The sequence below is a fragment of the Embleya sp. NPDC020886 genome, assembly GCF_044333915.1.
In the GTDB taxonomy this organism is placed as follows: Bacteria; Actinomycetota; Actinomycetes; order Streptomycetales; family Streptomycetaceae; genus Embleya.
In genome coordinates this window covers 835,724-852,372 of sequence record NZ_JBIRRX010000001.1, presented here as the reverse complement: position 1 = coordinate 852,372, position 16,649 = coordinate 835,724, and the positions used below count along the sequence as shown (strand labels likewise).

At 72.3% G+C, this 16,649-nt stretch carries 14 protein-coding genes and 2 tRNA genes; 9 read left to right on the top strand and 7 right to left on the bottom strand.

Going from position 1 to position 16,649, the window contains the following annotated elements; all coding sequences use genetic code 11:
• Positions 1-522 precede the first annotated feature (522 nt).
• The 5 genes from whiG (at position 523) to ACH4U8_RS03515 (ending at position 7,534) form a co-directional block, all read left to right on the top strand.
• Positions 523-1,371, top strand: a complete 849-nt coding sequence (gene whiG, locus ACH4U8_RS03535; protein ID WP_360310593.1) for an RNA polymerase sigma factor WhiG — start codon at positions 523-525, stop codon at positions 1,369-1,371.
• Positions 1,372-1,437: 66 nt separating this feature from the next.
• Entirely contained in the window at positions 1,438-2,745 is a 1,308-nt protein-coding gene (locus ACH4U8_RS03530; protein ID WP_395775718.1) for a deoxyguanosinetriphosphate triphosphohydrolase, read from the top strand.
• 52 nt (positions 2,746-2,797) lie between these two features.
• Complete coding sequence (gene dnaG, locus ACH4U8_RS03525; protein WP_395775717.1) at positions 2,798-4,732, top strand: DNA primase; 1,935 nt, start codon at positions 2,798-2,800, stop codon at positions 4,730-4,732.
• A gap of 140 nt (positions 4,733-4,872) precedes the next feature.
• Positions 4,873-6,000, top strand: a complete 1,128-nt coding sequence (locus ACH4U8_RS03520; RefSeq protein WP_395775716.1) for a sigma-70 family RNA polymerase sigma factor — start codon at positions 4,873-4,875, stop codon at positions 5,998-6,000.
• Between the two features lie 61 nt (positions 6,001-6,061).
• Complete coding sequence (locus ACH4U8_RS03515; RefSeq protein ID WP_360310585.1) at positions 6,062-7,534, top strand: FGGY family carbohydrate kinase; 1,473 nt, start codon at positions 6,062-6,064, stop codon at positions 7,532-7,534.
• Between the two features lie 148 nt (positions 7,535-7,682).
• Here ACH4U8_RS03515 and ACH4U8_RS03510 read toward each other — a convergent pair whose 3' ends face one another.
• Positions 7,683-7,982 carry a YtxH domain-containing protein gene (locus ACH4U8_RS03510; protein ID WP_360310583.1) on the bottom strand — a complete coding sequence of 100 codons (300 nt, stop codon included), beginning with the start codon at positions 7,980-7,982 and terminating at the stop codon, positions 7,683-7,685.
• A gap of 162 nt (positions 7,983-8,144) precedes the next feature.
• Between ACH4U8_RS03510 and ACH4U8_RS03505 the strand changes: the two genes are divergently transcribed.
• Positions 8,145-8,220: transfer RNA gene (locus ACH4U8_RS03505), tRNA-Asn, on the top strand.
• Between the two features lie 58 nt (positions 8,221-8,278).
• Here the strand turns inward: ACH4U8_RS03505 and ACH4U8_RS03500 are convergent.
• Complete coding sequence (locus tag ACH4U8_RS03500; protein WP_360310581.1) at positions 8,279-8,815, bottom strand: nuclear transport factor 2 family protein; 537 nt, start codon at positions 8,813-8,815, stop codon at positions 8,279-8,281.
• A gap of 107 nt (positions 8,816-8,922) precedes the next feature.
• On the opposite strand from ACH4U8_RS03500, the gene ACH4U8_RS03495 reads away from it, so the two are divergent.
• Positions 8,923-9,897: an LLM class flavin-dependent oxidoreductase gene (locus ACH4U8_RS03495; protein ID WP_395775715.1), complete on the top strand. Its 975-nt coding sequence runs from the start codon at positions 8,923-8,925 to the stop codon at positions 9,895-9,897.
• A gap of 39 nt (positions 9,898-9,936) precedes the next feature.
• Here ACH4U8_RS03495 and ACH4U8_RS03490 read toward each other — a convergent pair whose 3' ends face one another.
• Positions 9,937-10,881 (bottom strand): NADP-dependent oxidoreductase, encoded by a 945-nt coding sequence (locus ACH4U8_RS03490; RefSeq protein WP_395775714.1) that lies wholly within the window; start codon positions 10,879-10,881, stop codon positions 9,937-9,939.
• Between the two features lie 256 nt (positions 10,882-11,137).
• On the opposite strand from ACH4U8_RS03490, the gene ACH4U8_RS03485 reads away from it, so the two are divergent.
• A tRNA-Ile gene (locus ACH4U8_RS03485) sits at positions 11,138-11,211 on the top strand.
• 166 nt (positions 11,212-11,377) lie between these two features.
• On the opposite strand, the gene ACH4U8_RS03480 is transcribed toward ACH4U8_RS03485, so the two are convergent.
• Positions 11,378-12,322, bottom strand: a complete 945-nt coding sequence (locus ACH4U8_RS03480) for an SGNH/GDSL hydrolase family protein (protein WP_395775713.1) — start codon at positions 12,320-12,322, stop codon at positions 11,378-11,380.
• A gap of 367 nt (positions 12,323-12,689) precedes the next feature.
• On the opposite strand from ACH4U8_RS03480, the gene ACH4U8_RS03475 reads away from it, so the two are divergent.
• Entirely contained in the window at positions 12,690-13,184 is a 495-nt protein-coding gene (locus ACH4U8_RS03475) for a DUF3145 domain-containing protein (protein WP_026218798.1), read from the top strand.
• Between the two features lie 163 nt (positions 13,185-13,347).
• Here ACH4U8_RS03475 and ACH4U8_RS03470 read toward each other — a convergent pair whose 3' ends face one another.
• The 3 genes from ACH4U8_RS03470 to ACH4U8_RS03460 form a co-directional block, all read right to left on the bottom strand.
• A complete protein-coding gene (locus tag ACH4U8_RS03470) occupies positions 13,348-14,793 on the bottom strand; it encodes a carboxyl transferase domain-containing protein (RefSeq protein WP_360310755.1) in 1,446 nt (481 codons plus the stop codon).
• A gap of 103 nt (positions 14,794-14,896) precedes the next feature.
• Positions 14,897-16,198, bottom strand: coding sequence for a beta-ketoacyl-ACP synthase II (gene fabF / locus ACH4U8_RS03465; protein WP_360310573.1), 1,302 nt, complete (start codon positions 16,196-16,198; stop codon positions 14,897-14,899).
• Between the two features lie 134 nt (positions 16,199-16,332).
• Positions 16,333-16,581, bottom strand: a complete 249-nt coding sequence (locus tag ACH4U8_RS03460; RefSeq protein ID WP_020553211.1) for an acyl carrier protein — start codon at positions 16,579-16,581, stop codon at positions 16,333-16,335.
• Positions 16,582-16,649: the final 68 nt, after the last annotated feature.

The following is a 16,649-nucleotide window of genomic DNA, read 5'->3' as shown; positions in this document are numbered from 1 at the left end:
AACGCGCGTGCCCGGGTGCCGTCGCCGCGACGTTCGACGACACGCCCGTACCGGCCGGTGACCTCGTGGCCGCGTCGACCCCCGTGCCCGCATCCGACGCGGCGGGTACACCCGTCCGGGTCGGTGCGACCGCCGTACCCGGGCGCGCCACGGCGCGGACGCCGAGCCCGGTCGCGCACGCGCGCACGCCGCCCCGCCCCGGCCCGCCCGCGGGCACCCCCGATCGGTGGATCGGCGCCGGTGGGCGGCCCCGCGCGGGCCGGCCCCGGGGCGCCGCCCGCCATCGGGCCCAACCCTCGTCCCGACCACCGCGACCGGCACCCCCGACCCGCGCGGAAACCACCTTCGCGCCGCCGCCCGGATCCGTCGGGCGCGATCCGGGCGATCCGGGTCACCGCGCCGCGATCCGGCCGAATTGTGCCCGACGGGATATTCGTAGCGCTCGGGAGTCGTCAGGTCACGCTACGCTCGCGAGAACTCAGATCTGCACGCACGTCTCCGTGGAACGACACAAGGCCACGCATGCCCAAGCAAATCCCAGGGCGTAAGAGCGCCACCGCGTCCGCGTCCCAGGACGGACCGGCCGTCACCGTCGAGGACGGTGGCGCTTCCAACCGTGCGCTGGAGAACCTCTGGAGCGACTTCAAGCGCTCGGGGGATCCCACCCTGCGGGAACGCCTCATCCTGAATTACTCGCCGCTCGTGAAGTACGTCGCCGGGCGCGTCGGCGTCGGCCTTCCGGCCAACGTGGACCAGGCCGACTTCGTCTCGTACGGGATGTTCGGCCTGATCGACGCGATCGAGAAGTTCGACCTCGACCGCGCGATCAAGTTCGAGACGTACGCGATCAGCCGCATCCGGGGCGCCATCATCGACGAACTGCGCGCGCTGGACTGGATCCCGCGATCCGTGCGGCAGAAGGCCCGCGCGGTCGAACTGGCCTACGCGGGCCTGGAGGCCAAGCTCAACCGCACGCCCTCGGAGGTCGAGGTCGCGCACGAGATGGGCATCGCGCTGGAGGACCTGCACGCGATCTTCAGCCAGCTCTCGCTGATCAACGTGATGGCCCTGGACGAACTCCTGCACACCGGCCAGGACGGCGGCGACCGGCTCAGCCTGGTGGACACGCTGGAGGACACCACCGCCGACGACCCGGTCGAGGTGGCCGAGAGCCGAGAGATGCGACACCTGCTCGCCCGCGCGGTCAACGCGCTGCCCGAACGGGAGAAGACCGTCGTGACGCTCTACTACTTCGAGGGCCTGACCCTGTCCCAGATCGGCCAGGTGCTCGGGGTGACCGAGAGCCGCACCTGCCAGATCCACACCAAGGCGGTGCTCCAACTGCGCGGCAAATTGTCCGACGCGCGGTGAAGGGTTCCCGCGTTGTTCGCGGCCCGGCCTTCGTCGAATGTCGGTACGACTCCTTAATGTGGACAAGTGGACAGCAAATCGGCAGGCACGACGGCAGCCCCCGCCACCCGGTCCGGGGCAACGGATCGATCCGGGCGGGGCCCCTACCAAGCCGCGGACCTCGCCCGGTGGGTCACCGAACCCAACAAGCGACCCGGTCGCACCGCGTTCGAGCGCGACCGGGCCCGGGTGCTGCACTCGGCCGCGCTGCGTCGCCTCGCGGGCAAGACCCAGGTGGTGGTCCCCGGCGAGACCGCCGCCGCGGGTCAGGACAGCCCGCGGACCCGGTTGACCCACTCGCTCGAATGCGCCCAGATCGGTCGTGAGCTGGGCCAGGCGCTGGGCTGTGATCCGGACCTGGTGGAGACCGCGTGCCTGGCGCACGACCTCGGCCACCCGCCGTTCGGCCACAACGGCGAGCGCGCCCTGGACGAGGCGGCCAAGAGTTGCGGCGGCTTCGAGGGCAACGCGCAGAGCCTGCGCCTGCTCACCCGGCTCGAACCCAAGACGTTCGCCCCGGACGGCCGCAGTGTGGGCCTGAACCTGACCCGCGCCGGGCTGGACGCGGTGCTCAAATACCCGTGGCCGCGCCGCCCCGACACGCACTCCTACGGGGCCTACGAGGACGACCTGGCCGTGTTCGAGTGGGCGCGCGCCGGCGCCGACCCCAGCCGCCGCTGCCTGGAGGCCCAGGTGATGGACTGGTCCGACGACGTCGCCTATTCGGTGCACGACCTGGAGGACGCGGTGCAGTCGCACCGGCTCGACCTGGTCCGACTGCGCGACGCCGGCGAACGGCGCGAACTGCTCGACCTGACCGTGCGCCGCTACCGCCCCGACTGCGCGGCCGACGAACTCGGCGAGGCCCTGGACCGACTGCTCGCGCTCGACTTCTGGCCGGTGGGCTACGACGGCTCGCGTCGCGCCCAGGCCCGGCTCAAGAACGCCACCAGCGGCCTGATCGGCCGCTTCTGCCAGGCCGCCGAACACGCCACCCGCGAGCTGTACGGCACCGACCCGGTCACCCGCTACGCCGCCGACCTGATCGTCCCGCGCGACATCCGGCTCGAATGCGCCGTGCTCAAGGCGGTCACCGCGCGCTACGTGATGGCCCGCGAGGGCGCCGAGCGGCTGCGCGAGCGCCAACGCGCGGTGATCACCGAACTGGTCGAACTGCTCGTGGCCGGCGGTCCCGAGGTGTTGGACGCGTCGTTGCGCGCGGACTGGGCCGACGCCGCCGACGACGCGGCCCGGCTGCGGGTGGTCGTCGACCAGGTGGCCTCGCTCACCGACCGCGCCGCGATCACCCTGCACGCCGCGCTGAGCTCGCGGTGAGCCGCCCGGTCGCCGCCGACGTCCACCGCGCGGACCCGTAGACTCGACGATCGTGGCCGGCCGTATCCGTGAGGAAGACGTCAGGCGGGTCCGCGAGACGGCACGCATCGCGGAGATCGCCGAACAACACCTGCAACTGCGCAACGCGGGCGGAGGAAACTTCAAGGGGCTGTGCCCCTTCCACGACGAGAAGTCCCCGTCCTTCCAGGTCAGCCCGGCGAAGAACCTCTGGTACTGCTTCGGCTGCGGCGAGGGCGGCGACGTTCTCGACTTCGTCATGCGCCTGGACCACACCACGTTCTCCGAGACCGTGGAGCGGCTGGCCCAGCAGTACGGCATCGAACTGCGCTACGAGGAGGGCGGCTACACGCCGGGCCGCCAACAGGGCCGGCGCACCCGCCTGGTCGAGGCGCACAAGATCGCCGCCCGCTGGTTCGCCGATCAACTCGGCACTCCGGAGGCGCAGACCGCCCGACAATTCCTCGCCGACCGAGGCTTCGAGCAGGACGCCGCCGAACGCTTCGCGCTCGGCTACGCGCCCAAGGGCTGGGAAAACCTGGTGCGCTTCCTGCGCGGCAAGGGCTTCACCCCGCAGGAGATGCTGGAGGGCGGCCTGGCCAGCGAGGGCCGCAACGGGCCGATGGACCGCTTCCGGGGCCGGTTGATCTGGCCCATCCGCGACATCACCGGCGACGTGATCGGCTTCGGCGCGCGCAAGCTCTACGACGACGACAACGGTCCCAAGTACCTGAACACCCCCGAGACGCCGATCTACAAGAAGTCCCAGGTGCTCTACGGCCTGGACCTGGCCAAGAAGGAGATCGCCAAGTCCGGCCGGGCGGTCATCGTCGAGGGCTACACCGACGTGATGGCCTGCCACCTCGCCGGCGCGGGTACCGCGATCGCCACGTGCGGCACCTCCTTCGGCGACGAACACATCAAGGTGCTGCGCCGACTGCTGATGGACTCCGGCGAGTTCCGCGGCGAGGTGATCTTCACCTTCGACGGCGACGCGGCGGGCCAAAAGGCCGCGCTGCGGGCGTTCGAGGAGGACCAGAAGTTCGTCACCCGCACCTTCGTCGCGGTCGAGCCGCGCGGCCTGGACCCGTGCGACCTGCGCCTGGCGCACGGCGACGAGGCCGTGCTCGGCCTGATCGACGCGCGCGTCCCGCTCTTCGAGTTCGCCATCAAGTCCCGGATCGAGGGCCACGACCTGTCCACCGCCGAGGGCCGGGTGGCCGCCCTGGACGCTGCCGCACCGGTCATCGCGGGCATCAAGGACCAGGCCCTGCGGCACACCTACGCGGTCCGGCTCGACTCGATGCTCGGCTTCCTGGACGAACGGTTCGTGGTCGCCCGGGTCGCCCAGGTCAACCGCTGGCAGCGCGAGCGCGCCGCACGCGGCGAGCGGGGCGCCCAGCCGGGCCAGGCCCCCACGCAGCCCGGCCGGCAACCGCAGGTCGCAGCGCGACCGGGCGGCTTCCGGCCGGACCCGCGCGACATGTGCCAGGCCGTGCAACGCGAGGTGCTCAAGCTGGCGTTGCAGGCCCCGGTGTTGGTCGCACCGGCGTTCGACCACTACGAGGCCGACGAGTTCACCGCGCCGGCGTACGCGGCCGTGCGCGCGGCGATCGCCGTCGCCGGCGGCGTGTGCTGCGAACTCGCACAGACCCCGAACTGGGTCGCCGAGGTGCGCACCGCCGCCCCCGACGACACCGTGCGGCACATGGTCACCGAACTCGCCGTGGAGAGCCCGCACATCACCGCCGACCCGGACCGGGCCTACGCCGACGGCAACCTGGTCCGGCTGCGGGTGTTCTCCGCCGAACGCCGGATCGCCGACGCCAAGTCCCGCCTGCTGCGCATCGACCCGGTCCGCGACGCGGACGAATACGCGCTGGTCTGGCAGGAGTTGACCACCCTGGAGACGTACAAACGCGCCCTGGTCGACCGAGGCGCCGAGGCGCTGTACGCCCCCGGCGGCTGACCCCCGGGGCGTCTGCCCGGGCAAAACCGCCCCCCACCCGGCCGGTGGGCCGCGTCGATCGGCCGGATCGCCCCCGTGCCGGCGAGATTTCCGCGCCCAACCCTCGGCGGCAGGCCCCCTCGTACAGCAGACTGGGGAAGGTGCATCGGCACACCAGAGGGGGGAAAACGCCCGGCGGCGACCCCACCCACACGGATCGGACGGATGAGCCTGAACCGGGCCCGGCCACCGTCCTCACGGAGCACGCCACCCCAGGAACCGCGCCACCCGAACCACCCGCGCCGGCCGCGGCCGAAGACGTCGAGCGACCGGCCGCCGACGGCGAACCCGAGAGCGCCCCGCAGCCCGCGGAATCCGGCGCCTCGTCCGCCGACCTGCTGCGCCAATACCTGCGCGAGATCGGCCGGGTGCCCCTGCTGAGCGCCGCGGACGAGGTCGACCTGGCCCGTCGGGTCGAGGCCGGCCTGTTCGCCGGCGAACGCCTGCTCGCCGACCCGCCCACCGACCCCGCCGCCCGCGACGCGCTGACCACCCTGGTGCACGACGGCGAGCGGGCCAAGCGCCGGCTGATCGAGGCCAACCTGCGCCTGGTGGTCTCGATCGCCAAGCGCTACGTCGGGCGCGGCCTGGGCCTGCTCGACCTGGTCCAGGAGGGCAACCTGGGCCTGATCCGGGCGGTGGAGAAGTTCGACTACACCCGCGGCTACAAGTTCTCCACCTACGCGACCTGGTGGATCCGCCAGGCGATGAGCCGGGCGCTGGCCGACCAGGCGCGCACCATCCGGGTCCCGGTGCACGTGGTCGAACTGATCAACCGGGTGATCCGGGTGCAGCGCCGACTGCTCCAGGAACGCGGCGAGGAACCCACCGCCGAGGAAGTCGGCAGGGTGCTCGACCTGACCGCCGCGCGGGTCACCGAGATCCTGCGGCTGGCCCAGGAACCGGTGTCCCTGCACACCCCCGTCGGCGAGGACGAGGTGCTGTTGGGCGACATCGTCGAGGACACCGACGCGACCTCCCCGGCCGAGGCCGCCGCCGCCCTGATGTTGCGCGAACACCTGGAGGCGTTGTTGTCCACGCTGGGGGACCGCGAGCGTCAGGTGGTGCAACTGCGTTACGGCCTCGCCGACGGCGAACCGCACACCCTGGAGGAGATCGGCCGGGTCTTCGGGGTGACCCGCGAGCGCATACGCCAGATCGAGTCGCGCACCCTGTCCCGACTGCGCGAGCGGTCCTATTCCGAGCAACTCCGGGGCTATCTCGACTGATCCCCGACCGTTGTGCCCGGGAGCCGGGTCGCGCTCGGTCGGCTGCTGTCAGAATCTGCCCATGCCGACAAGCCCGACACCCACCCTCGTCGCCGGAGTGCACTGCTCGGCGCGCCAGTTGCGCATCCTCGTCTGCGACGCCGAGACCGGTACGCCACTGCGCCAGGGGCGCGCCGCGTACGCCGAGGGCGCCGCGACCACGCCCGGGGCATGGCTGCGGGCCTTCGGCGAGGCCGCGGCGGGCGGCCTCCTCGACGACGTGGCCGCGATCGCGGTGGCCGCGCAGAACCACGGCGCGGTCCCGCTGGACGCACAGGGGGTGATCCTGGGCCATCCCCTGCCCGCGGACGACCCCGGCGCCTCCGGAGCCGCCGCGGACCTCGTGGACGGGCTCGGCGGGCCGGCCGCGTGGACCGCCGCGACCGGGTCGGTGCCGCGCTCGTCGTCGGCGATCGCCCAACTGCGCCGCTTCGCCCGCTTCGAACCGGAGGCGGTGGGCCGGATAGCCTCCGTGCTGCTGCCGCACGACTGGGTCACCTGGCAGTTGCTCGGCTGCCCGCCCGACCCGGTCACCGACCGCGCGGACGCCTCCACCACCGGCTACTACGCCACCACGGGAGAGTGGCGGGAGGATCTGCTGCACCTGGCCATCGGTCGGGTGCCGCGCACACCGATCGTGCTGCCGCCGGGCGGCGCCGCCGGGCGCACCCCGGAGGGGGTGCTGGTCTCGGCCGGGACGGGCGCCGAGGCGGCACTGGCGCTCGGGGCGGGGCCGGCCGACGGCGACGTGGTGGTCGCGATCGGCACCATCGGCACCGCGTTCGCGTCGCACCCGGTGTCGTTGGCCGACCCCACCGGCGTGGTCGCCTCCTACGCCGACGCCACCGGACGCCACCTGTCGCTGACCCGCACCCTCAACGCGGCCCGGGTGTTGCGCGGAACCGCGTCGATGCTGGGGCTGGACGCCGAGGCGTTCGACCGGGCGGCGCTGGAGTGCACACCCGGCGCCTGCGGACTGGTCCTGCTGCCCTACCTCGACGGCGAGCAGATCCCCGACCTGCCGCACGCGGCGGGCACGCTCACCGGACTGCGCCCGGAGAGCATGACCCCGCAGGCGCTCGCCCGGGCCTCGGTGGAGGGCATGTTGTGCGGCATCTCGGATTCGCTGGACGTGCTGCGCGACCGGGACGTGGCGGTGGAGCGGGTGATCCTGGTCGGCCCCGGGGCCCGCTCGGCCGCGGTGTCCACGATCGCGCCGGCCCTGCTCGGCATGCCCACCGCGGTGCCCGCGGCGGCGCTCGCCGGACGCTACGTGGCCCAGGGCGCGGCCCGACAGGCCGCGTGGGCGCTGTTCGGAGCGCTGCCGGCGTGGGCCTCGGGAGTGGGCACCTTCGTGGAGCCCGACGAGGAGGAACTCGCGTTCGGCGACGCGGTCCGAGCGCAGTATCGCGAGGTGCGCGACCGGCTGCATCCGGGCGCGGTACCGCCGCCGCGCGAGGGCGCGGAACTGGGCGGGCGCCACCGCCGGGGGTGATCGGGCAGGCGAAGGCCGCCAGGCGATTCCGCTGCCCGGCCCAACCGGCTCACCCGGGCTCACCCGGCCGATGCCGTCGACCGGCGCACCGCTCGATTCCCGCAGGCCGCCGGGACAGCGGCGACCCCACCACCGCCCCGGCGAGCCTCTACAGGCCCTGTCCGTAGCGCGCGGACGTCACCGAGGTGCCGTTCGTGCCCTGCCGGACGAAGCGGTCCGGCAGGTGCCGTCCCACCCGCTCGGGCAGGTGCTCGCCGATCGCCCGGCCGGCCTTGGCGCCCGCCTCGCGGCCGAGTCCGGCCGCCGCGTGTCCGGCCTTGCGGGCGGGCGGGCTGGCCGCCACCGTGCCGGACAACTTCCGGATCTGCTCGTACCGCTCGCGCCCCGCCTTGGTCCCCAGTACGTAGCCGACGGCGAGGCCGGTGACGAAGGTGAGCTTGTTGATCATGATGTCCTCCGCGGTCGTGTGTCCCGCCCGTGCACGTCAGCGCCTACCCGGGCGCGGTGCGTAGGCAACCTGTGAGGTCCTACCGGAAAAACCCTGGTGCGGGCCACCCCCGGGAATGCGCTAATGTATTCCACGCAGCGACCGCCCAACGGTCCGACGCAATCCCGCATAGCTCAATTGGCAGAGCAGCCGGCTGTTAACCGGCAGGTTATTGGTTCGAGTCCAATTGCGGGAGCCACCGAAGCGCCCGCCGGATCCATCCGGCGGGCGCTCGTGCGTTGCGGACCGGCCCCGACTCACTCGCTCCCGGTGCGCGCCCAGAACTCCCGCCACGACGCCCACGCCTGCGGCAGTTGGGCGTCGGTGATCATCGGGTTGTTCGGGAAGTGGAACCGGTCGGGCACCGACAGCGGGTGCTCCAGGACGTCCGCCGCGTAGAACACCCGGGGCTTGCGGCTGCGGAAGTACCAGCGCCCGTCCCGCCGTTCGTAGCGGTCCTGGTACTGCATCGGCATCACCACCCACAACTCGCCCACCTCGTGTTCGGGGCGGCAGTAGACCACGCCGGTGGCGTGATCCTCGTCCACGAGGTCGATCACGTGGTTGCCGATCAGGTGGAAGGTGATCCCGTACGGACGCAGCACCGGGTCGAACCACCGGGCCAGCGCGTCCCGCCCGACTCCGCCGTCACCGGTGCGCACGTCGTCCACGAACAGCGCGGCCAGCGCCGGCACATCCCGACTGTCCAGCGCGAGCGCGTAGCGGGCCGCGAGTTGGCGGATCTGCTCGTGCGCCTCCAGGCGATCGAGCCGGGCGGTGATCGGGTCGGACATGCTGCCTCCGTAAGCTGACGGTCAGTCAGATATCACCGTGTCAGATGGCCGGCCGAGGCGCTGCCCCGGGTCAGCCGATCCCGGCACCCACCCATGGGGAGCGTCGCATGGTCAACGTCGGCATCTACCTGGACCTGCGCAATCCGGTCGAGTGGCGGCAGGACTGGTCCCGGCTGTACGCCTTCACCCTGGAGCTGTGCGAGGAGGCGGACCGCCTCGGGGTGCACTCGATCTGGACCACCGAGCACCACGGCTTCGAGGACGGCTACCTCAGCCAGCCGCTCACCCTGGCCGCCGCGATCGCCGCCCGCACCCGGCAGGCCCGGATCGGCACCGGCGTCACCATCGCGCCGCTGCGCCACCCGGCGCACCTGGCCGAGGAGGCCGCGATCGTGGACCTGATCGGCGGCGGCCGGTTGGAACTGGGCATCGGCACCGGATACCGGCAGCCCGAATACGACCTCTTCGACCGGACCGAAGTGCTCCGGACCCGGTTCGCGGCAACCGACGCGAGCGCCCGCGAGATCCGCCGACTGTGGGAGAGCGGGACCATCACACCCGCGCCGGTCCAGCGCCGACCGCGGATCTGGCTGGGTTACCAGGGCCCGCAGGGCGCGCGTCGGGCCGGGCTGCTCGGCGAATCGCTGCTCACCGCGAACCCGGCGATGGCCGCGCCCTACCTGGACGGCCTGCGCGAGGCGGGCCACGACGTGGCGGACGCGCGGATGGCCGGACTGCTGAACGGCTGGATCACCGAGGACCCCGAACGGGACTGGCCGGTGGTCTCCCGGCATCTCGCGCACCAGTGGGACGGCTATCACCGGTACGCGGTCGAGGGCACCGCCGCCGCGCCGCCGCGCCCGATCGATCCGAACCGGTGGCGGGCCCGCGGCCTGTCCGCCGCACCCGGCCACTTCCTGCACGCGACGCCCGAGGACGCGGCGCGCGAGATCCGGGCCTACGTGGCCGATACGCCGATCGAGACGGTGTGGTTCTTCGCGTCGCTGAGCGGCATGGGCGAGGAACTGGTCCGCACCCATGTGACCACGCTGTGCTCGCGGTTGGCGCCGCTGTTGGCCTGACCGGCGGCCCGGCCGGCACCGCCGGACGGGGCCCGGCGACTACGGCAGGATCACCGTCTTGCCCCGGGCGCCGCCCAGGCGGCTGCGGGCGATCGCGCTCGGGGCGTCGGACAGCGGCAGGCGCGCCTCGATCGGCACGGTGATCCGGCGCGCGCGCAACTCGTCGGCCAGTCGGTCGTACAACCGGGCCGTGGACTTCTGGTTGTGGTTGATCGCCTCGATCCCCCGGCGGCCCAGTTCGTCCGGGTCGGCCACGAACCGGGTGCTCAGGGCCACCCCGCCGTCCCGGATCAGCCGGGCGTACGCGGCGAAGTCGGCCGCACCGGAGACCAGGTCGACCAGCGCGTCCACGCCGTCGGGGTGGTCCGAGCGCACCTTGTCCACCACGATCCCATCGGCCGCGTCGTAGGTCTCGGCGGCGCCGAGCGCACCCATCCCGGCCGCGCCGACACCCCGGGTGACCGCGAGCACCCGCACGTCACGGGCCGCCGCGAGCTGGGTCACGAAGGTGCCCACGCCGCCGGCCGCGCCGACCAGGAGGACGGTCTGCCCGGCCAGGACGCCCCCCGCCTCCAGCAGGCCCAGCGCGGTGCCGGCGGCGGTGGGCAACGCCGCGGCCCGGGCCGGATCCAGGTCGGCGGCCGAGGCCACCAGCCCCTCCGAGGGCACGGTCAGGAATTCGGCGTACGCGCCCACCGCACCGACCGGCGCGCGCAGCACCGAGCCGAACACCCGGTCGCCGACCGAGAATCGGGTCGTGTCCGCACCGAGGTCGACCACCGTGCCGGCGAAGTCCGACCCGAGCACGAGCGGGAACGTGTGTTCCATCGACCCGCCGAGCATGCCGTCCGCGACCTTCCAGTCGAACGGGTTGACCGCCGCGGCGGCGACCTCGACGAGCAACTCACCCCTGCCGGGTGTCGGCTTCGCCAGATCGACGACCTTCGGGTCGCCTCCGAACTCGTTCACGGCGACGGCGCGCATGGTGGTTCTCCTCGCACAGGTGACGGATCACGGGATCACCCGAGTGACCGCAGCCGGCGGGTCGTAAACGAGTGGCGCCGAGCGGGTGTGCGAACCCCTGGATCGGCCCATCCACGGGGGTGTGGCGCGCGCCGGCCCCGACGGCGGGATGCGAACACTTTCGGGCAGGATGAGACCACGCTCGCGAGGATCCCCCCGGGCGATGGTCGTGCCTGACCGGTTATGCTGCCTCAGGTTGTCCGGCAGCGGACGGCGAGGGGCGGTAGCTCAGCTGGTTAGAGCAGGGGACTCATAATCCTCTGGCCGTGGGTTCGAGTCCCACCCGCCCCACCCATTCAGGTCGGCGTCTCGTGTGTGCTCCCGCGTGGTATGTCTCGGTAGGCTGCTTTCGTCACCAGACTTCGTCGCTCTGTGTCGCCGAGCGACTCTTTTCCGTAGTCGAGTCAGAGCTTAGCGGGCCGGTGAGTGATTCCGGGAGGGAAATCACTCGGATGGGCTATCCCCAGGTATATCCCTGGCGGGACGTCACCTCCGCGAGCGTGCGCTGACCGGCCACGCTGGGGTGGAACCAGTCCCAGTGGCTGACGTCGTTCTTGCCGAACCGCTGGGTGTTCACCACGCCGCCGTCGTAGCGGCAGTTGGACCAGGTCGAACACACCTCGCGCAACTTCGCGTTGTAGGCGGTCACCCGATCGCGCACCCGCTGTCGGCGATCCAGCGCGTCGGGCTTGGCCGAGCGCGGGTCCTCCAGCATCGACTGGCACACGTTCGCCAGCGACCACACCGTGCGGGCCACCAGTTCGTCGTGGCCCGTCTCCCACATCCGCCCCAGGTCGGGCACGCTGACCACGAGCACGCGCGCATGCGGCAGCCCCTCGCGCAACACCGACAGCGCGTCACGGAACTGGCTCTCGAACGTGCCCGGCGAGGTCATCTCGGCCTCGGTGCGGCGGCACGCGTCGTTGGCGCCCATCAGGATCGTCACGTATTCGGCCCGCTCCCGGACCGCCTCGCGGGCCTGACCCGCCAGATCCGACATCCGGGCGCCGGTCGCGGCGTTGTTGAACACCGCGTCCGCGGGCAACTGCAACCGCTTGGCGTGACTGTTCACATCGGCCGAGGTGCCGGTGGCCCACGACTTGTCCGGGCAGTCCTGCAGCGGGTCGCACGAGTCGAAACCGCGCGTGATCGAGTCGCCCAGGGCGGCCATCGAGCGCGGCCGGGGCGGCACGGTCGCGGTCGCCGGCGGGTCCGGTGTCGGGACCAGCGCCTTCCCGTTGGGCTGTTCGGTCGCACTCGGGTTGCCGGGCTTCCCGCTTTGCTCGCCGGTTCGGCTCCCGCTCGGCTTGCCCGCGTGGTCGGCATCGACCGCCGCCGGCGCGGCACTCCTGCCCCCGTCCGAGTCGTTGCACGAGGACAGTGTCAATACCGCCGCGACCATCGCCGCGGTTGCCGTCCCTACTCGCCGTTTCCCACCCACGTCGCCCCCTCTGACCCCTAGCATCGACACGACGATGTCCATCGACGGCACGTCACTCCTTCGTGTGAAGGCCGACACTGCCGGGAGTGGCATTGTCGACGGCCGGGCACGTTGAGTGCAGTGGCTCACCATTCCGAGACGGTGAGTAACGAATTGTTCCTCCGCATCGGACAATTGCCCACATGTGATTACGGACAGCAACTGGTGCCTGTGGTACATCCGTGGTCTGTGGGGCACAATGGAAGACCGGGATTCGAACAGGCAGTCCGAGACAAGGGTTGAGGCCGCTGGGGAAGGCGAACCTCGTCCTTGAAGCCTGGAGGTCCCGGTGACGACACGTGGAGTTCTTTACGTGCACTCCGCGCCGCGTGCGCTGTGCCCGCACGTCGAGTGGGCGGCAGCGGGCGTTCTTGGCGTGCGCGTGAGTCTTGACTGGGTCCGCCAGCCGGTGGCGCCCGGAATGTTGCGGGCCGAACTGTCCTGGCAGGGCGCGCCCGGTACTGCGTCGCGCCTTGCCTCGGCGCTGCGCGGGTGGCACCTGCTGCGCTTCGAGGCCACCGAGGAGCCCTCGGCCAACGCGGAGGGGGAGCGCTACAGCAACACCCCCGACCTCGGTATCTTCCACGCGGTCACGGGGGCGCACGGCGACATCCTGATCCCCGAGGATCGGCTGCGCGCGGTGCTCGGTCGCGCGGCGCGCGGCGAGGTCGACCTGCGTTCCGAGGTGGAGAAGCTGCTCGGCAAGCCGTGGGACGACGAGTTGGAGCCCTTCCGCTACGCGGGGGAGGGCACGCCGGTGCGTTGGTTGCATCAGGTGGTCTGAGCCCGGCCGGCGGGTCGGCGGTGATGGCCGGAGCGGCCGTGGAAAAGACATACGTATAGACATACCGACGAGGTGGGCCCTTCCGAATCATTCGGAAGGGCCCCTCGTGTCTCCGCCTTGGGGCCTATTCGGGGCCGCCGAGGTACTGGTGCCGAGCCCGGTTCTACAGTGGGATGTTGCCATGTGCGCCGCGGGCCGGCGGGGCGGCGGCGATCGCCTTCGCGATCGCGATCCGGCTCTCGTCCGGGTCGATCACCTCGTCCACGACGCCGATTTCGATCGCCCGGTCCAGACCGCCCGCGACCTTCTCGTGCTCGGCCGCCAGCTCCAGCTCGACCTGCGGCCTCAGCTCGTCCGGGACCTCGGCGAGCCGGCGCCGGTGCAGGATGCGCACGGCGGCGACCGCGCCCATCACCGCGACCTCGGCGGTCGGCCAGGCCAACACCCGAGTCGCGCCCAGCGAACGCGAGTTCATCGCGATGTACGCGCCGCCGTACGCCTTGCGGGTGACCATCGTCACTCGCGGCACCACACACTCGCCGAACGCGTGCAGCAACTTCGCGCCGCGGCGCACCACGCCGTCCCACTCCTGGCCCACGCCGGGCAGGTAGCCGGGCACGTCCACGACCACCACGAGCGGCACCCCGAACGCGTCGCACATGCGGACGAAGCGGGAAGCCTTCTCGGCCGACGCCGAGTCCAGGCAACCGCCCAGCCGCAACGGGTTGTTCGCGACCAGGCCGACGGTGCGTCCGCCGAGCCGGCCGAGCGTGGTGACGATGTTCGGCGCCCACTTGGGGTGCAGTTCCCGACCGGGCTCGTCCAGCAGGCCGTCGACGACCGGGTGCACGTCGTAGGCGCGTTTGGCCGACTCGGGCAGCAGGGCGCCCAGTTCGCGGCGGTCCAGCGCGCCCGGGTCGATCTCGCCCTGGTTGGCCAGCAGGTCGGCCAGGCCGCGGGCCCGGTCGATCGCGTCCTGCTCGGACTCGGCGACCACGTGCACGACCCCGCTGCGCCGGCCGTGCGGCTCGGGGCCGCCCAGGCGCAGCGCGTCGACGTCCTCGCCGGTGACCGAGCGGACCACGTCCGGGCCGGTGACGAAGATCCGACCCTCCGGGGCCAGGATCACGATGTCGGTCAGCGCGGGCCCGTAGGCCGCGCCGCCGGCGGCCGCGCCGAGTACGACCGAGATCTGCGGGATCCGGCCCGAGGCCATGGTCATCGCGTGGAAGATCCGGCCCACCGCGTGCAGACTGGCCACCCCCTCCTGGAGGCGGGCGCCCCCGGAGTGGAACAGCGCGATGATCGGTGCCTGTTCGGCCATGGCGCGCTCGTACGCCTCGACCACGATGGCGCAGCCCGCCTCGCCCATCGCGCCGCCCTGGACGGTGGGGTCCGACGCGTAGGCGACCACTCGGGCGCCGTTGATGGTGCCGACGCAGGCGAGCGTGCCGGAGGTGGTCTCGTAGGCCGAGATCTCCTCGTACGATCCCGGGTCGACCAGCTTGCGCAGCCGCAGCCTCGGGTTGCGCGGGTCCTCGTCGCGGTGCGGACGGGTGGGCCCGGCGGCGGGCGCGGACGCGGTCTCGGTGCCGGGTCGGTTGTCCATCACGGTCACGGCTGTCTGGTCCGTCCTGCCGAGTGCGGCACGTGCGCCGGGCATGGTGCGGCCCGGCGGCACGCTTCGCGAACCGGCGCAAGGAGCTCGGGGATCACCCGAGCCGGCGGAAGGCGACGACGACGTTGTGGCCGCCGAAGCCGAACGAGTTGTTGAGGGCGACGACGTTGCCGTCGGGCAGCGTGCGCGGCTCGTCCCGGATGATGTCCAGGTCGACCTCGTCGTCGAGGTCGTCCACGTTGATCGTGGGCGGTGCCGTGCGGTGGTACAGGGCGAGCACCGTGGCGACCGACTCGACCGCGCCGGTGCCGCCGAGCAGGTGCCCGGTCATCGACTTGGTGCTGGTGACGGTGACCTTGTCGGCCGCCGCGTCGCCCAGCGTGGCGCGGATCGCCTTGAGCTCGGTGACGTCGCCCGCCGGGGTGGAGGTGCCGTGCGCGTTCACATGCACGACCTCCGCCGGGTCGATCGCGCCGTCCTCCAGGGCCAGGGCCATCGCGCGGGCGATGTCGCGGCCGGTCGGCTCGGGCTGGGCGATGTGGTGGCCGTCGGAGCTGAGTCCGGCGCCGGCGACCTCGGCGTACACCCGGGCGCCGCGGGCCGCCGCGTACTCGGCACTCTCCAGGACCAGGGCGCCCGCGCCCTCGCCCATCACGAAGCCGTCGCGGCCCTTGTCGTACGGACGCGACGCGCGCTGCGGCTCGTCGTTGCGCTTGGACATCGCCATCATGTTCGCGAAGGCGGCCATCGGCAGCGGGTGGATCGCCGCCTCGGTGCCGCCGCAGACCACCACGTCGGCGCGGCCGGAACGGATCATCTCCAGGCCGTAGGCGACCGCCTCGGCGCCGGAGGCGCACGCGCTGACGGGGGTGTGCACACCGGCCCGCGCGCCCAGCTCGATGCCGACGTTGGCGGCGGGGCTGTTGGGCATGAGCATCGGGACGGTGAGCGGGCCGACCCGACGGGGGCCCTTCTCGTGGAAGGTGTCCCAGGCGTCGAGCAGGGTGGTGACGCCGCCGATGCCGGACGCGATGACCACGCCGAGACGGACCGGGTCCACCACGGGGGCGTCCGGGGCGTCCTCGGGTGCGGTGTTCTTGGCCGCGTAGCCGGCGTCCAGCCAGGCCTCGCGCGCGGCGATCATCGCGAACTGGCCGGACCGGTCCAGGCGACGTGCCTCGACCTTGGGCATGACCTCGAGCGGCTCGACGGCGATCCGCGCGGCGAAGGTCACCGGCAGTTGCTCGGCCCATTCCTCGGTCAGCGCCCGCGCGCCGGACGTGCCCGCGAGCAGCGCGGACCACGTGGTCGCGACATCGCCGCCGACCGGCGTGGTCGCGCCCAGACCGGTGACGACCACGGTTCGCGCGGCATCGTTGCGCTCGGTCGACTTCACTGTCTTCTCACTCTCACGCTGTGGTTTCGGGCGGTCCGGCGGTGGGCGGGCCGGGGCCCGGTGTGGCTGCGACGGACCGGGCCGGACTCGCGGGTGCGGGTCCGGCCCGGAGAACGGCCGGCGCTACTTGCGAACTAGGCGGCGGCCTTGACGATGTAGTCGACCGCGTCGCGGACGGTCTTGAGGCCCTTGACGTCGTCGTCCGGGATCTTGACCTCGAACTTCTCCTCGGCCGCCACGACGACCTCGACCATCGACAGCGAGTCCACGTCCAGGTCGTCGATGAACGACTTGTCCAGCTCGACCTCGTCCTGCGGGACGCCGGCGATCTCGTTGACGATGTCGGCGAGGCCCGTGAGGACCTCTTCCTGGCTGGCAGCCATGTTGCTCCTTGAATCGAATCTTCTGCGGTGACGGGTAATGCTTTTGTTGCTCGTCCGGCCGGCGACGA

Coding starts and splice junctions, on each gene's coding strand:
- whiG (WP_360310593.1), top strand. CDS start 523: ATGCCCAAGCAAATCCCAGGGCGTAAGAGCGCCACCGCGTCCGCGTCC.
- ACH4U8_RS03515 (WP_360310585.1), top strand. CDS start 6,062: ATGCCGACAAGCCCGACACCCACCCTCGTCGCCGGAGTGCACTGCTCG.
- ACH4U8_RS03510 (WP_360310583.1), bottom strand. CDS start 7,982: ATGATCAACAAGCTCACCTTCGTCACCGGCCTCGCCGTCGGCTACGTA.
- ACH4U8_RS03500 (WP_360310581.1), bottom strand. CDS start 8,815: ATGTCCGACCCGATCACCGCCCGGCTCGATCGCCTGGAGGCGCACGAG.
- ACH4U8_RS03495 (WP_395775715.1), top strand. CDS start 8,923: ATGGTCAACGTCGGCATCTACCTGGACCTGCGCAATCCGGTCGAGTGG.
- ACH4U8_RS03490 (WP_395775714.1), bottom strand. CDS start 10,881: ATGCGCGCCGTCGCCGTGAACGAGTTCGGAGGCGACCCGAAGGTCGTC.
- ACH4U8_RS03480 (WP_395775713.1), bottom strand. CDS start 12,322: ATGGTCGCGGCGGTATTGACACTGTCCTCGTGCAACGACTCGGACGGG.
- ACH4U8_RS03470 (WP_360310755.1), bottom strand. CDS start 14,793: ATGGACAACCGACCCGGCACCGAGACCGCGTCCGCGCCCGCCGCCGGG.
- ACH4U8_RS03460 (WP_020553211.1), bottom strand. CDS start 16,581: ATGGCTGCCAGCCAGGAAGAGGTCCTCACGGGCCTCGCCGACATCGTC.